Below are 16581 nucleotides of genomic sequence, written 5' to 3'. Positions count from 1 at the left end.
GAGCGTATCAATTGTTCGATACGCTCTTTCGTATATTTTATTTTACCTTGACTTTGAAAATTTTCTTAATTCCATTGCAGCTTACTGTAATATTCGCATTTCCTTTTTTCTTTGTTTTCACAAGTCCTTTACTGGTTACCGTTGCTACTTTTTTATTATCTGACTTGTATTTGATTTTTCCCCCTGGCAAAGCTTTGGCGGATATCCGGATACTTTTTCCTTTTTTCAGGGTCTTACTATATTTCGCCAGCTTCAGACTTGGTTTTTTCACTGTAAGCTTACAGGTCTTGGTGATTCCGTTTGCAGTTGCAGTAATCTTTGCACTTCCTGTTTTTCTCTTAATTGTGATCTTGCCGTTTTTCACAGTTGCAACCTTAGTATTACTGGATTTCCAGATTACCTTTTTGCTGCTGCCTGTAACGGCTGCTTTTAGTGTAAAGGTTTTGGCACCTTTTGTATAGAGTGTTAGCTTGCTCTTATTCAGTGACAGAGATGCTGTAGGCTTTGGCACTGGTTTCACTTCTTTTGCTTTGACTGTAATATTACAGATTGAACTTACACTGTTTATAGTTGCTTTGATGGTTATGCTTCCTGGCGCAATGGCATTTACCGTTCCATTCTTATCAACAGATGCAATCTTAGGATTCGAAGATGTCCATTGAATGGAAGTGCCGGTTTCATTTACGAAAGCCTTTAATGTTATTGTCTCTTCAACGGTCATGGACACAGCCTTTTTATCCAGACTTATGCTGGTCTTCACTAATCCTGTGACTGCATTTTGCAGCTGGTTAATTGCCGCCTGAACGCTTTCCAGGGTTCTGTCATCATCCTCTGCAGCTGACTGCGCTTTTCCAATCGCTGTCTGCAAAGCCGCAAAACTTGCCTTCGTATAAATTCCACCGGTATTCTGGATTGCTTTTGCACTGTTAATTTTCTGATTCAGATCCGTCACATCCGGTCTTACGATTTCATGAAGACCCTGAACAGCAATATTCAGTGCATTTATTATGGCGGTAATTTCAGACTCAGATGCCCTTTCTTTGTCATAGACCACCCTTGCCTTATCATAAATATTCTGCAGTACTGCCAATGAATGGGCCGTGTAAATACGTGTTTGTCCAAGATACACCTCTGCCTCTTCCAGTTTTTGCAGAAGAACCGTTTTGTCCGCTCCCTGGGAATCCGCTGTTACCGCTTCCACAGCAAGCTTTAAAACATTTTCCTGTGCCTGAATCTGCGGTTCCTCTGCACGTATATTATTTACCAGTGCAGTTGATGACTGGATTGCTGCGGTGAGTACTCCGTATAGTTCATCGGATGCAGAACCCTGTTCCAGGGAACCAGCCGTTTCAATCAGTGCTTTCAGTACGGTGGTATCTGTTCCGCCGCCATCTTTCCATGCCAGGTTATCCCAGTCTAATTGCAGTCTTGCAAACTGTGTTCCTGCTCCTTCGCTGATGCTTTCCATAATAGGGACGTACACCTGCATCCAGATTTCAGAATCATCAATGGCAACCGGCATTGACATGGTTTTCGGATAGAACTGTCCTTTTATACTCTCATCCAGACCGGTTTCCGGATCATTGTAAGCATCATAGATATCGGTATATTGAGCGTCCACGGTCAGCGGGATTAATTCACTGTCTTCCGGTGGATATTCATCTCCTTCATAAGTCAGATATTGTAATCTTGCTAAATATCCTTTTCCAAATGCTGCAATGGTCAAAGGTTCAAAATCCATGGTTATTGTTGCAGTTCCTTCTGCTACAGTAAGTGTGGATGGTTTTATAAGCGCTGCATTTCCCATTGAATCCTGTTGATTACTCGAATGGCGCAGAATTGCCGGGATGATGTAAGTACCGTCTTTCAATACACCTTTTGTATCCTCTGTTAATGCATTTATGGCTGCATCTAATAAAGCACTCTGCCGGTCAACTGCTTCCTGGGAGACATTTACATCTTCATTTACAAGAGATGCTGAAATTATCGCTGTCTGCAGGGTATGAAAACTCTCCGTTGTATAGGCACCCTGCTCTGTATAGGAATTTGCCTTCTCAAGCGCTAAATCCAGAGCCGTTTTATCTGCCGCTTCCGGTGTCTGGGATTTCACAAGGGATGCCACCGCCGCCTGCACTGCAGTTACCTGTGCATCTACAGACTGCTGATCCGCATTTTTATCATCTGCAACTGCCTGGGCTTCTGCAATAACTGCCTGTAAATCGGCAAAACTTTCCTCTGTATAGTCTTCTGCCTCAAATGTTTTTGCTTCTTTTAGTGCTTCTCTGAGAGCCTGTTTCTTTACTTCTCCTGGTTTGTCGGCAGGCATCAGTCCTGCTATGGCAGCTTCCAGTAATGTTGTCTGTTCATCAATCTCTGTCTGATTTGCAGCAGCATGATCTGCTATTTTCTGGGCAGTGGTCACTGCATTATGTAACTTTTCCCAGGTATCTGCCGTAAACCCGTCTTTTTCATAAGATTTTGCTTCTGCAAGTTTTTCCATTAAGCCGGTCTTATCCGACTGTTGTTCTTTTACATTCCTAAGATCCAGGAATATACGGCCTTCCTCACTGATATCAGAGAACGATGCCTTTACATTTGTACATGTTACGCTGGAAGGCAGGGTGAGTTTTACCTGTGTAATATTCCCATCTTCGTCTTTCTGCGTAACTTCTGCATCTTTATATGCTTCCCCATCCTGGTAACTGAGACTTGTAAGGCAGATATCACCCGAACCTGCTTTTACTGACTGCAAATCAATAAATGCGGTAACTTTTCCACCTTTAACTGCAAGGCGCGCTCCTTTGATGACACCATTATATTCGCTCTCACTGTTAGAACGCATAATCCAGAGTGCACTGTCTGTTGTATAAATACCATCATTTACAAGGACTGTCTGCTGTCCTGACGGTGGGATTTCTTCCGGATCAGGATCTAGCGTATCATCTGATACTTTTTTAATATTTGCATAGTCAATAGAAAATCTGGCATCCTGGGAATTGTCTCCGGTTTCAGAAAATCCATCCATGACCGGAACACGGAACCTTACCGGGAATTGTGCTTTATCGCTGGGCAATACAAAATATCCGGTCTTAGGGTAATACCTCCCTGTTCCCTCATTGAATATATCTGTGAGATAAGATCCGTCATCATATTTAAAATATGAGTCAAAGGTTACCCGATGTATCTCACCCTGAGGGTATCCTGCGGCATCGTAAGTTACATCCTTGTCATAATACCACATGTCCGTCATATAAGACTCTAGCAATCCATTGGTCACCATACGGTAATCCAGCCACATGGTCTTCACACCGTCTTTCACTACGATTTTCGCTGTTTTGCCAACGCATTTAGAAGACATGGACTGTTTTCCTTCATCCACGATATGCCATACGGTAACAGGGACCGTATAGGTTCCATCTAAAAGCTCTGGTGCATCCTGGTCTGCATTTTTAACTTCATATAAGGCATAATTTGATATGTCGTTGGTCTGGATTACATAATAATCCCCTTCCACTTTTCCGCCCTGAACGCTTAAGTCCGGACCCTCTGCTGCCATTCTGAATAACTGGATTCTTGTCTTATCCCAGTCATCCGGTATCTTAAACTTAAAAGTTACTTTTTGTGTTGGTTTTGTTATCTTATTCTCACCGCTTTGTATATAATAGCGGAAAGCCAGTATATTTTTGGCTATGCCCCCTATATTATTATCGATATCATCATATAAATCCCACTCATCCGGATTATCTGTAACTTCTTCTGATTTCAGCACGGCATCTTCAGAGACCACATAATTGTTGCTTTCCAGTATGGTGCCTGACAGGGGATCTTCCAATGAAATTGTTTTGACATCCAGTTGGGGGATCATATCGTAGGCGCGATATGTGGTACTGAGGAGATTCGATATCAGCAAGTACCTTTTTCCAAAAATTAAATCATTATAATCTTCGTAAACAGCTGAAAATTCACCATCGTCCGTCAAATCTATAAGATTCTTATTCCAGTCATATAAATTTACCGGATCCTTAATCTGTTCCTGCTGCTCTTTATTATCAAACCGGTAGGTCAGAGTCATCTTTCCCTGGGAAATTGTATATCTCCCCAACTCATCCGGGAAACATAGTGCGTCAGCCTCATAAAGCACTCCTTTACTACAGCCCGCTTCTCCTTCACTATCTGCAAGCGGAAGCTCCTGCATTTGCTTTATGCTGCTTACATCTAAGGATGCCAAAAAATAATTGAACAGATAATATTCTTCATCATTCTTCTCTACAGAATAAACAATGTCTCCATAGATATCCTGGGATAAATCGTTCACTTCAAACGAAACATAAACGGAATCATCAGAATCCTCTTCCATTTTCACATCCGACCAGAAATTATCATTTTCAGCAGAAAATCTATTTATAACGTTTGGATGTAAATTGCTCTCCAAAGGATTGAAGTTATGTAAAAATCCTTTCGTTCCAAAGTTATAAAGTAAAGTCCAGTCATCAGCTGTCTGGTTTTTTTGATATTCGGGTTTTAATACCTCTATGGACTTCATATCAGAATAATGGTAAATCTTTAATGTTAATGTATATTTACCGTCTTTTGCCGTAATCATCCCATTTTTCACAATCGGGACCGGAATTTCCTGTGTGAAAAAATCAACACTTTTTTGAAAATTTCTCCAAAGGGATAAGCCCACGGAATACACTCCGTCTTCTAATGTGGTAGTATCTGAATTCACCGGTACCAACTGATCGATGGCTGCATTTATACCGCCAAGAAACATTGCCGCCATGGGTTCCAGATATTCATTCCCCTCTATTCCCTGCATAAATTCCGAAAAATAATTCCAGGAAGCCGGAGTATAATCTTCTTCTTTCAGCGTTTTTGCATAACTAATTCTCTCCAGCAATTGTTCATAGACTGTCTTTTCCTTTTCTTCCAACTGATCCAGATACGCAGTAATGGAATTTAGATAATGTTCAATTACACTCTCCGGATAAGTAGCTATGTCCGGATTGACCGCCATTTGGTCCAATACATACTCCTTAAATGGTTTCCACGTTTCCGGCGTGTAATCTTCTTCTTTTAGAGTCAAAGCATATTCCAGTTTTTCTTGAAATTGTTCCAAAACGTTTTTTTCCTCCGCTGCAGATACATCCAAAGAAAAACAAGTCATAACCATGACCAATGCGAGCATAACAGCTATGCCTTTTTTTAGTATTATTTTCATGATTTCCTCCCGTTATTTTTCTTTTCTAAACAGTAATTAAGAAGAATTCACGTATAAACGAAAATTCTTCTCAATTTGTGATATCGATAATCATATACATTCACAAATATTTTTTATGATTACTTATACCTTACACAACCAATGCTGATTTATTGGATACAATATTGCTATTCTGCATGGTTTTCAATCACCAGATCACCGATAGAATTCATTGGCATCAAATTTAATACGCTGATTGTAAAATCACCTATTATCTTTAAATTCTCTATATCTGATACAGGACCCGTGTAAGTAAATATAAGAGCATCCGTTTTACCATTACCGTCGCGGTCAGCTACCACATTCACATCTTTATTGATTACACCATCCCCATCCGTATCCATATATACTTTTGTGAGAGACCCGCTCATCCCATAAGCCTTAAAACCTTCATCTACATTTACCGTAACCTGAATCCCACCTGAAGTCTCAGTATATACAGCATCCAAAAGTGCCCCATCACCCATGGATAATGTCGTAGTACCTGTTTTATACAATTTTGCATCAAATGGTCCCTGCTGTTCTGCTGCAAATGCAGTCAGTCCCATACTAAGTGTCATGCTTCCTGCTAATCCTGCTGCGAATAATTTTTTTGCAATTCTGTTCATAATGTGTTCCCTCCTATTTGGGTTAAATATAAATTATTAGTTCCAATTAGCACTTGCTAACTGGTTGTCATTATATTACTGCATATTTTTAATTGCAATACTTATTTTCGTTGCTTTTGCGCACCGTTTATATCCATATATTTCCATAACTCACCGCAGTTGCTAATGAAATCAGGGTTGTCTCACGGCAACAATGATATTTTTTCTCAAAACAAAAGCAGCTGCAAACAGGATTTTACCCATTTGAAGCTGCTTACAGGGAAATAACTTTAAATGCCATTTATAAAATCCGCAAACTTCCTCTGGCAGATCTTATCCCCCTGAATCCGGTCCCCTGCTTCATCAAAATAAAAAATATGTTCATAAGGCAGACAAACATCTGCAAGCTTATCCTGATCTTCCCACAAGCAGACGGATTTCGCCTTGATATTGCCGATTTCGGTTCTCACACTGTAAATACTGTCACTGCCCAGCTGCTCTACCGTCTTTATTTCGCCCTTTAGATGAATTCCTTCCATCAGCGGTTGATTTAAGCTAACGTGTTCCGGCCTGACCGCAACGCTTCCCATATTCCAATGGATGATATTTGCCGGAGGAGAGCCTATGAATCCGGCTACAAATACATTGCGCGGATTGGTATAAATCTCCCTTGGAGTCCCCTGCTGCATGACGATTCCCTGATTCATGATCACAATATTGCTCCCCATAGACATCGCTTCCACCTGATCATGGGTTACATACAAAAAAGTAGTTTTAAGCTGCTCATACAGCATCGTTATTTTTTCCCGCATCTGGTTTCTCAGTTTGGCATCCAGGTTAGACAGGGGTTCATCCATGAGAAATACTTTTGGATTTTTGACCACAGCTCTTGCAAGAGCCACTCTTTGCCGCTGGCCCCCGGACATCTGTGCGGGACGCTTATCCGCCTGATCCGTAAGCTCTACCATCTCCAGCGCCTTTTGCACCTTTTCTTTCCGCTCTGCCTTAGGCACTTTCTTCACTTTTAATCCGTATTCTACATTTTCACGCACCGTCATATGAGGGTACAGCGCATAGTTTTGAAAAACCATCGCCAGTTCCCTGTCTTTCGGTTCCACCTTTGTGACCAGGCGCTCTCCAATGCAGATATCCCCGGCATCCGCTTTTTCTAATCCGGAAATGATGCGGAGCAGCGTAGATTTTCCACAACCGGAAGGTCCTAACAACACCGTAAAAGATCCGTCCGGTATCTGAATAGATATCTCTTTTAATACCTGAATGTCCTTAAAATTCTTTACGATATTTTTTACTGCTACACTGCTCATCTTATACTTCCCTCCATTTTCCTCTGAATTGCATACATCTCTTCCCTGTCCAGATTCAGGCTTTCCGTATATTTTCTCACACTGCCATACTGTCTTTTCAGATATTGAATAGTCTGCTCCATCTCTTCCGGTCTGGAGGCGAACAGATACTCCGGCATTTTGATTCCCGCACTTAACAACTGTTTCTTTTGTTTTTCAAACAGAGGCCTTATATTTTCTTCGCTGGCTGCATAATCCGCAATGATCAATTTTTCCTCCACCTCAGCCAGATCCAATAGCAGCATAGCAATAACTCCCGTCCGGTCTTTACCTGCAGTACAGTTAAATACCACTGCCTGGTGAGGATAGCCGGCGATAATGCTCATTACTTTTGCAATCTCTTCCTTACTGTGTTCCAAAAGTTCAATGTAAAGCCCCGCCATACTATCCGGAAATCCTCCCTGCAGCCCATTTGACTGGATCTGATCCAGTAACGGCACCTGGTGATAATCTACATCTGCTGCATTGCAAAAAACACAGGGAAGTATTTGCACCTCCTGACAGCTTCTCAAATCAATAACTGCCGCTATACCGGCTTGTTTTAATTTTTCCTGATCCTGTCCGGTGAGGCTGTGCAGCCCGTCTGCCCGGTACAGTTGGTTCTGTACTAACTTCTCCCCCCTGCAATTAGTATACACACCTAAATCCCTGACATTGTATGCCATTTCTAAATCCAGCGGTTTTGATACTTCCTGATTGTTTAACATAATTTCATCCTCCATCTGTAAAAGTCCGGGCGTATTTTATCTTCCGGCACCTTCATTATTTGATTCCCCATTTCATAAAAGAGTCCACAATATTTTTCTGCAATACCATATAGATCAGAAAAATCGGAATACAGGATACTGTTGTAGCTGCCATCATGGATCCCCACAGATTTACATCAGAACTTACAAACATTTTAAGCCCAATCTGTATGGGCGCCTCTTCCAGCTTCTTAGCTATGAGCATGGGCCACATGTAATCATTCCAGGAATTGATAAATAGCAGGATTCCAAGTGATGCGATGGATGCTTTCATGCTCGGCAGCACAATATCTTTTAATATCTGAATCTCCCCGCTCCCATCCATTCTTGCCGCATCGATTAAGGCTCTGGGAAAGGACTGGAACGCCTGGTACATAGAAATACAGGCAAATGCCGATGCCAGATAGGGAAGTACAATGCCGAACAGCTGTCCGTTCAGGCCCATATTGTTGATCTGGGTATAATTGGGTACCATAATTGCCTGGAAAGGGATCAGCCAGGTTAAAGTCAGCAGAGCATAGACCAGCCCCTTCCCCCGGAATTCCCATCTGGTAAGGGCATAGGCTGCCAGTACCGAGGTAAATACCTGTCCGGCTGTTTCAATGATACTGATTACGATGGAATTAAATAGCATTTTCAGAATCGGCATTTGAGAAAATGCATAAAAATAATTATTTAAAGTAAATTCTTTGGGAAGCGGCAGGTAATTAAAAATTTCCGCCTCACCTTTTAAAGAAGAGATAATCATCCAGTATAACGGAAAAATTGCCAGAAAAGATAACAGGATCAAAAGACCATGCTTAACGCCATTTAACATTTTACGCTTCATCATCTTCGCATCCTCCTAATTGTCATAAAAGGCATATTTTTTTGTAAGCCTTTGCATCGTCAGTGCGATGATTCCAAATAAAACGAGAAACAGTGTTGCCGCTGCTGCACACAGACCTACATTCAGATCTCCAAACGCAAACTTATACATCATATAATAGATATTGGTTGAAGTTGCAAAGGGCCCACCCTGAGTCAGTACATCGATATAAGCAAAAGACCACTGGCTGGAAAAGAGTACGCTGACCATCAGCATCAGCATTGCGGTGGGTGACAGTAAAACCAGTGTCATATCAAAAAACCTCCGGATACTCCCTGCACCATCTAATTTCGCAGCTTCGTAATACTGTGTATCAAACCCGCTTAAGGCAGAGGAAAACATCAGGGTGCTAAATCCAATCATTTTCCACCCGGAAATCAGTATAATCATCAGTCTGGCAAACTTCTGGTCTGCAAAAAAAGCAATACTCTCCCCGGTAAGCCCCATTGTCTGCAGTAAATGGTTCACTAATCCATTACTAGGATGCATCAGCCATTGAAAAATAATACTCACGGCTACCGGAGCCATAATCATGGGAATAAAAAAGATTGCACGGTAAATCTTTTTTGCCTTTTCGTTTAAGTCCTGTGTAGCCGCGGCTATAAAAAGCGGCAGTACAATGGAAAACGGCAGCATCCCCAATATATAAATAAGGGTATTTTTAAGCGCAGGAACAAAGTCTTTGTTATGGAATAACTTTACGAAATTTTGAAATCCAACATACTCCGGCACAGTCCCCGGCACCATGCTCCATTTGTACATACTGTATTGCAGAGTCTGCAGCAAAGGTTTGTAAGTCCAGAAAATGATCAGTCCGATAGCCGGCAGGAGAAAGAGATAGGGTTTTATCCCTCCCGGAATTCTCTTTCTAACAGTTTTTTCCGCGACTGATGATGCCGCCGCATATTTTTTCTCCAGAGATAATGTACTCATTCGTTCCTCCTATTCCAACAACTGGTTAATGTTACTCTGGGCTTTTTCCAAAACCGTTTTAACATCAGCATCTGTGGTTAGTGCCTCCACCGTTGCATCTCTGAAAATGGTGAACGCTTCATTGGCAATACCGCCGGGCCAGATGGTAACCGGACGAATTTTCTTTAACTGGTCCAGATTCACACGAAGGAGCGGATACTGGTCCACAAAATCTTTCAGATAATCCGGATCATCAGCAAGCTCCGTTCGAAGAGGAAGATACCCGATTTCCGAAGTGATAATTGTGTAGCCTCTCTTTCCTGTTGCAAATTTGATAAATTCCCAGACTGCCTGGGCTTTCTGATCAGTATCCGGGCGTACAGCCAGACAGCTTCCGGAGTTCACCGGTACAGCCTCATTTCCGTCAAATCCTGGCATAGCAGCGCCATACAGTTCCCATCCTCCTGCTTTTGCTGCACTTGCAAAACCGCTCAGCACCGAAGTAGATTGTATATGCATTGCCACATTTCCCGCCATAAACTGCTGCATCAGATCGTTATCCGTACCTTTTGCACCGCAGCCTTCCGTAAAAAACTGTTTCCATATTTCAAAAGCTTTGACTGTGTTATCCGCAGCAAAAACAGCTTTCGTCCGATCTGCATTGATCATATCCGATCCGCTGCTATATACGATTCCTTCTGTCACCCAGCCATTATCTGCCGCCAGGCCAAACCCATCCTTACCCGTCTTTTCTTTAATCATCTTAGCCATTGCAAGCATCTCATCCCAGGATTTCGGTGGTGAATCAGGATCTAAACCGGCATCCTCAAATAACTTTCCGTTAATGTAAAGAATTGGAGTGCTGAAGGTAAATGCAAGGCCATAAGTCTTATCATTAATCTTTCCAAGAGCCAGTGCGTTTTCAGCAATCCCATTAAAATGCTCCTTTAACTCTTCTGCAGAAAATACATCTTCGTAAGCTTTTATCCCCAATGATTCCCTGGATGCATCCAGAGTTCCGAAGGTATGCTGAATAATATCTACCTGATTGCCAGCCTGTATATCCGTTTTAAATTTAGTCATATCATCAGGGACACCCTCAACTACTACCCCTTTTTCTTTTCCAACCGTATCATTGAATTCCTGGATCAGGTGCTCCATACCTGCCTTCATGGTCGGATAATTCAGACTGTAACTATAAAAAGTAACGTTTGTGGGATTCGCCGGATCCAGAAGATTCTGAACTGCCACATCATTTCCTTTAGCAGGACTTCCTGCTGCTTCGATACCTTTTGGTGTACAACCTGCAAGAGCTGTCGTTCCTACTATAATCGCCGCAGCAAGCGCTGTCATTCTTTTCCACATAAATCTCTTCTTTTCTCTGCCCATTTTATTTTCTCCTCCTGAGTTATTGCAATGCTTTCTTAAATGCTGAAAGTTCAAAGGTCACATATGCCGCTGGCTTTGGAGTACTTGTTTCATAATGCACCTGAAGCCTGCCGTCATTGATTTCACAAAGGCAATAACCTGTTTTATCCGTAAAGCTTAACATCTGTCCCTCAATTCCCAGCCCAAATGCCATGGAATCTGCCGTGATCTGAGGTATATGCTCCAGATAATTTAAACTGTTTGCATGGGTATGACCACAGAAAATCCCCAGCACATCACTGTTCTTCAATATATCCCACATTCTGTTTGTGATCTGCATTCCCAATTCTTTTACTTCCCACTCCACCGGATGATGAAAAGTAATGATCGAACCTACCGGTGCTTTTTCCGCAAGAATGCCTTCCAGCCATTCTACCTGCTCTTCGCTGATATATCCGCTCTCTTTCCCAGGTACCGCTGAATCCAGCACGATTACCCGAAGTCCGTTTATCTCTTTTACATAGTACAGGGAACGGTCATCCGGCTCCATTTGAAGCCCTTCCCGAAATTCCAGTTTTTTGTCGTGATTTCCAAGTGTATAGATCACTTGGGTCGTAGGCATACAGGAGCATACCATATCATTCAGATACCGGTAATCCTCTCCGGTTCCTTCGTGTACCAGATCCCCGCTGATTAAGACGAAGTCTAACTGTCTGGCCTCCAGTTCTTTCAGGCTTTTTTCCAGATTAGCCGAAGGGCTTCCGGCTTTTTCAAACAAATCTTTCATTTGATTCCCACTATAGTCTTTGCAGATATGAGTATCTGATAAATGTGCAAATCTAATTTTTTCCATATATTCCTCCTGGTATATTCTTTGCTTGTTCTTATCTACACTCTTATCTTAAAGAACTTTTGTAAATTATACATGCTGTTCAATGTTAAGTTTTTGTAAATTAAACATAGTGTTCATTTTTCATTTTTTGGAAATAAACCGGATCAAAATATATTTTTGCATACAAAAACAGGACGAACTGCGTTTATTCTTTTTGCAGTTCGTCCTGTTTTATTTAATGTGCTGACTACTCGTTACCTTAACAGATTTTGCGCCAGTTTTGATTCGTATCCGTCTTTTTTGGCAGCCTCCAGATATCCACGTAATATTCCTTTTAGTACCTGCAGTGCCGACAGATTATATTTCAGCGGCAGACTGTCCCGATTATTATTAACAATATGAATCGCTCCCAGCGTGCCATATACCAGGGAAACACAGAATTCCTTACTGTCCAGTTCCTCACGGACGGAACCATCATGGAAATTTTTCATAAGGAATGCCACGGTAGACCCAGAAGTTAATCCGGTAGTCTCGTAAAGTTCCTTAGTAAATCGGGTATCCGGATATAATTTATTATTTAGATACTCCTTACTGAAATGAAAAAAGAATTTGTAGTAATCAGGTAGTTTTTCAAATACATCTACCATATTTTGCAAAAACAATGCTATCTTTTCATAGGTCGACAAACCACTATCCATGAACTTCTCTTGCTGCATCTGATTAACCTGCTTGTTAAAATCAATATAGATTTCCCATGCAATGGCATCTCTATTCTCAAAATAGCGGTAGACCGTGGCACGCATCAGATTACTCTGCAGCGCAATCTGTGACATACTGACATCCTTAATATCCTGCTCTAAAAATAATTCTTTCGCCTTTTCCAGTATAAAAGCCCTTTGTTTATCACTGTGTTTTACATATTTATATTCCTGCACGATCCCACACCTTCAGTCTCTCTTTTTTATTTATTATAGCGACTGATCAAAAAATATACAACCTGTTTCTTTTTCGTATTTAATTTAATGCACTATTTTTCCCTGATAATTCCGGCAGCACCATACAAAGCATGGTAATAAAGCATGCCAGGCCCCCGATAAAATTTGAAACCGGTTCTGCGATAAACACTCCCTTTACTCCAAGGCTTCCAATCTGAGGAAGCATAAGGGTCAGTGGTATCACGATAACAGCTTTGCGCAGCAGCGAAAAGAACACCGCCTGCTTTGCCTTTCCGAGAGATACGAAAACTGTCTGCCCTGCAAACTGCAGTGCCATCATAAAAAAACCAAAGAAATATAATTGGATGGCTTCAACACTTGCCTGTATCATTTCAGGCTCATTATTAAAGATACGGATAAAAAATTCCGGAAACAGTATAAGTATCAGCCAGGATACTGTAGTTATAACTACACATACTACAGACATAAATCGAATTGCTTTTTTCACCTGCCCAAAATTTCCGGCACCATAATTAAAGCCTAATACCGGAGTCGCCCCATTCGTAATTCCCTGCACTGGCATGCTTAAAATTTCCCGTATGGAGTTTAAAATCGTCATTACTCCAACGTATAAGTCACCGCCATAGGACTGCAGGCTTGCATTACAGACCACCTGTACTGCACTGCTAGTAACGGACATAATAAATCCAGACAGTCCCAATCCTACAATCTCCCTAAGTCGATGCCATTTCACTTTCATCGTCTTCAGATGGAGCTTTAAGATCGCCCGTTTTCCAGTCAAAAATTTCAGAACCCAGATTGCTGAGAGAAACTGGGAAATAATCGTAGCAAGCGCCGCACCCTTTACCCCCATACCAAATACAAAGATAAATATAGGGTCCAATATAATATTGGTCACAGCCCCCAGTAAAACCGTCAGCATACCCATCTGTCCAAATCCCTGGCTATTGATAAAGCTGTTCATTCCAAGTCCAATCATCACAAAAACGCTGCCACACAGGTAAATCATAGTATAATCCCTGGCAAATGGATAAGTCGCGTCACTCGCCCCAAAAGCATATAATATAGGTCTGTTAAAGATCAGTCCTAAAATCGTAAGCAAAACACCGCAAAGTATCATCATGGAAAAGGATGTACCCATTATCTTCTCTGCTTCCCGAATTTCCCCCTTGCCACGTTCAATGGAACAAAGCGGAGCCCCACCCATACCGAATAAATTTGCAAATGCCGATACCATTGTAATAATCGGAAAGCAGAGACCCAGTCCGGTAAGCGCCAGAGTACCCTGTTCCGGTATTCTGCCGATATACACCCGGTCAACGATATTGTACAAAAGGTTAATTAGCTGTGCCATGGTCATTGGCACAGCTAATTCTAATATATTCTTATAAACATTTCCTTTGGAAAAGTCCGTCTGATGTGCCTTCATATCCTTCCCCCAAACTTATCAAACATTCTATTTTAACCATAATTTATAAGCGCCGTACTTCATTTTCTGAAATACGACGCTCTTTATCATCTTTAACGTAAATTAATTTGCCATATATACATTCGTATACTGTACGCCAAAATTAACTGCTTCCTGATGGTTATTGAGATAAATATCCACATGACCATAAGGTGTGCCCCTGTCTTCAACGGTATAGATCTGACCATTAATTACCAGTCTGGTTCCAAATGGAACACCTGCCATAGCTACGGTTCGTCCCTGAATTGGCATTGCACCGCTGGCTGTAGGACCTCCGGACCACTGACCGCAACAAATCGGGCAGCTGCAATATGCTGTTAATTTAAATGTACCCAGAAGCTGTCCGATATCGGAATCGCTTGCTGAAGTATACTGACCTGTATTATTGGATACCAGTTCCACATTGGCTACATCATCATCTGATATGATTCGGGTTGCCCAGACAGCTTCACCCGTATTAACATTAGCATTTACAATACCGGTTGCCGTACTCTGTGCCTCTACAGTCTTACCATCTCCTATATACATAACGACATGGTGAATATAACCATCCCTGGCATAGAAAATTAAATCACCCGGTGCTGCTTCTTCAACTGGAATTTTCATTCCATACTGAGCCTGATCCTCAGCTACACGCGGAAGACTGTAACCGTACTGTGCATAGATACTTTGTACAAATCCGGAACAATCCGCTCCATTTGTCAGACTAACACCACCCCAGACATAAGCATTGCCTACGAACTGCTGTGCAAACCGAACCATAGAATCACGGATGGAACTTGAGATTGCACCCTCTTTGGTTGAGGTTAATGTATAGTACAGTACTTCATTTTCTTCCGAGTCAATCAGCTCATCTGCTAAAGCGATTTCATCTTCGCCGGTTTCTTCTACGAGCTTTTCAGCTTCTTTACCCTGCATAAGGAGTTTGCTGCTTACAAATCCCCTCACATCACCGGATTCTACGTAAACCCAGTCTTTTTTTGCATCTTTCAACACATAGCAAAGAGCACCTTTTGGAAGTTTTCCAATGATACGGGATTCTTCTGATTTACCTTCTCTGATATTCAATCCTTCTGTCTTAGCGATTGCATATCTCTTTTTAACTACTGTTGTCTTCGTAGTTGTTTTTGTAAAAGTTAAAGCCGGATTCTTTAAGGGATTCACTAACGCAGTTGCTTTCTGCAACTTTTTCTCTGTCTTTTTCTTTACATAATTATTGGCTTTTTTACCAGTCGTAAGTTTATCTGCTTTTACAAAACCTCTGACGGATCCGGACTCTATGTATGTCCACTCTTCATCTTCACTTTGCAGCACATAACAAAGTCCATTCTTAGGCAGTTTTCCAACTACCGTAGAAGAAGTATCTTTGTCACTGTATACCTTTAAATTTTTCTGTTTTGACAGCGCATATACTTTCTTTACCGTAACAAAACGGAATGAAGATAGAATCTGAGGCGGTATCACGATCTGCTGGTTTGCAACCAGTTCCTGATTGCTGCCATATTGTGAATTATTCGTTTGATTTTGATTGGATTCAGTCTGTTTATTACTCTCAGTCTGATCTTTCTTTTCGGTCTCTTTTTCCGTTCCTACGATTTGAGGCTGCTTATGTAGATCTTCCGTCTCACTTTCTGTAGGTTTTTCTGTATCTGACCCGTCCTGTGAGTTGGATTCTGAATCATCACCCGGATTCGTGCCATCTCCCGTTTCTCCTGTTGAAGGCGTCTCTGTCTCAGTGGGTGGTTCTGTTTCCGGTTTGGTATTTGGCTGTGATTCCGATTCAGTCGGAGTCGTTGGTTCAGTTGGTGTTTCTGATGGTGTATTTGATTCTGATGGCGTTGTCTCTGACGGCTGAGTCTCTGGCGGAACTGGTTCAGTCTCCGGATTTGTTACCGGCTGTGAATGAGCCTCCGTGTGATTCTCTGATGCGACCGTCGTGGGTTCTGCTGCCATAGAAACATTGGGAACTACCAGGGAAAGCGACATAGCTGCAACCATGACCCTGCACAATGATTTATAATGCATATTTTTGTATTCTCCTTTTGTCTCCTGCTGCGAATTTCGTTTTTAATGCTTAAATGCCAAATTGAATTTCATATAATTATGTAAATTAATTCATAATACTAGTATACCTTACTTAACAATTGTGTCAAGTGTTTTATCCCCAAAACATAATTGTTCACAACAAATTCACAATCTAAATCTACATATTTTCAAGAT

General features: G+C 41.6%; 11 protein-coding genes. All 11 read right to left on the bottom strand.

Going from position 1 to position 16581, the window contains the following annotated elements:
• Positions 1–37 precede the first annotated feature (37 nt).
• The 11 genes from CD03_RS36025 to CD03_RS36020 all read right to left on the bottom strand — a co-directional run bounded on the left by CD03_RS36025 (position 38) and on the right by CD03_RS36020 (position 16386).
• Positions 38–5221 carry an Ig-like domain-containing protein gene (locus tag CD03_RS36025; protein ID WP_027293950.1) on the bottom strand — a complete coding sequence of 1728 codons (5184 nt, stop codon included), beginning with the start codon at positions 5219–5221 and terminating at the stop codon, positions 38–40.
• A gap of 167 nt (positions 5222–5388) precedes the next feature.
• Entirely contained in the window at positions 5389–5868 is a 480-nt protein-coding gene (locus CD03_RS0112590; protein WP_027293949.1) for a hypothetical protein, read from the bottom strand.
• Between the two features lie 269 nt (positions 5869–6137).
• A complete protein-coding gene (locus CD03_RS0112585; RefSeq protein ID WP_027293948.1) occupies positions 6138–7172 on the bottom strand; it encodes an ABC transporter ATP-binding protein in 1035 nt (344 codons plus the stop codon).
• Entirely contained in the window at positions 7169–7918 is a 750-nt protein-coding gene (locus CD03_RS0112580; protein WP_027293947.1) for a tyrosine-protein phosphatase, read from the bottom strand. Before CD03_RS0112580 ends, CD03_RS0112585 begins: the two co-directional genes overlap by 4 nt.
• 55 nt (positions 7919–7973) lie before the next feature.
• Positions 7974–8789, bottom strand: a complete 816-nt coding sequence (locus CD03_RS0112575; RefSeq protein WP_027293946.1) for a carbohydrate ABC transporter permease — start codon at positions 8787–8789, stop codon at positions 7974–7976.
• Positions 8790–8801: 12 nt separating this feature from the next.
• A complete protein-coding gene (locus CD03_RS0112570) occupies positions 8802–9758 on the bottom strand; it encodes a carbohydrate ABC transporter permease (RefSeq protein ID WP_027293945.1) in 957 nt (318 codons plus the stop codon).
• Positions 9759–9767: 9 nt separating this feature from the next.
• Positions 9768–11126 carry an ABC transporter substrate-binding protein gene (locus CD03_RS0112565; RefSeq protein ID WP_027293944.1) on the bottom strand — a complete coding sequence of 453 codons (1359 nt, stop codon included), beginning with the start codon at positions 11124–11126 and terminating at the stop codon, positions 9768–9770.
• Positions 11127–11145: 19 nt separating this feature from the next.
• On the bottom strand, positions 11146–11958 hold the full coding sequence (locus CD03_RS0112560) for a metallophosphoesterase family protein (RefSeq protein WP_027293943.1): 813 nt from the start codon (positions 11956–11958) through the stop codon (positions 11146–11148).
• Between the two features lie 233 nt (positions 11959–12191).
• On the bottom strand, positions 12192–12872 hold the full coding sequence (locus tag CD03_RS0112555; RefSeq protein WP_027293942.1) for a TetR/AcrR family transcriptional regulator: 681 nt from the start codon (positions 12870–12872) through the stop codon (positions 12192–12194).
• A 79-nt stretch (positions 12873–12951) separates the two neighbouring features.
• Positions 12952–14322, bottom strand: a complete 1371-nt coding sequence (locus CD03_RS0112550) for an MATE family efflux transporter (RefSeq protein ID WP_027293941.1) — start codon at positions 14320–14322, stop codon at positions 12952–12954.
• 102 nt (positions 14323–14424) lie between these two features.
• Entirely contained in the window at positions 14425–16386 is a 1962-nt protein-coding gene (locus CD03_RS36020) for an NlpC/P60 family protein (protein WP_052377780.1), read from the bottom strand.
• Positions 16387–16581 lie beyond the last annotated feature (195 nt).

It is taken from the genome of Robinsoniella sp. KNHs210 (assembly GCF_000686105.1).
Classification (GTDB): Bacteria; Bacillota; Clostridia; order Lachnospirales; family Lachnospiraceae; genus Robinsoniella; species Robinsoniella peoriensis.
The sequence above is the reverse complement of the archived record's forward strand: the minus strand, read 5'-3'. Positions and strand labels throughout refer to the sequence as shown.

Coding starts and splice junctions, on each gene's coding strand:
- CD03_RS36025 (WP_027293950.1), bottom strand. CDS start 5,221: ATGAAAATAATACTAAAAAAAGGCATAGCTGTTATGCTCGCATTGGTC.
- CD03_RS0112590 (WP_027293949.1), bottom strand. CDS start 5,868: ATGAACAGAATTGCAAAAAAATTATTCGCAGCAGGATTAGCAGGAAGC.
- CD03_RS0112585 (WP_027293948.1), bottom strand. CDS start 7,172: ATGAGCAGTGTAGCAGTAAAAAATATCGTAAAGAATTTTAAGGACATT.
- CD03_RS0112580 (WP_027293947.1), bottom strand. CDS start 7,918: ATGTTAAACAATCAGGAAGTATCAAAACCGCTGGATTTAGAAATGGCA.
- CD03_RS0112575 (WP_027293946.1), bottom strand. CDS start 8,789: ATGATGAAGCGTAAAATGTTAAATGGCGTTAAGCATGGTCTTTTGATC.
- CD03_RS0112570 (WP_027293945.1), bottom strand. CDS start 9,758: ATGAGTACATTATCTCTGGAGAAAAAATATGCGGCGGCATCATCAGTC.
- CD03_RS0112565 (WP_027293944.1), bottom strand. CDS start 11,126: ATGGGCAGAGAAAAGAAGAGATTTATGTGGAAAAGAATGACAGCGCTT.
- CD03_RS0112560 (WP_027293943.1), bottom strand. CDS start 11,958: ATGGAAAAAATTAGATTTGCACATTTATCAGATACTCATATCTGCAAA.
- CD03_RS0112550 (WP_027293941.1), bottom strand. CDS start 14,322: ATGAAGGCACATCAGACGGACTTTTCCAAAGGAAATGTTTATAAGAAT.
- CD03_RS36020 (WP_052377780.1), bottom strand. CDS start 16,386: ATGCATTATAAATCATTGTGCAGGGTCATGGTTGCAGCTATGTCGCTT.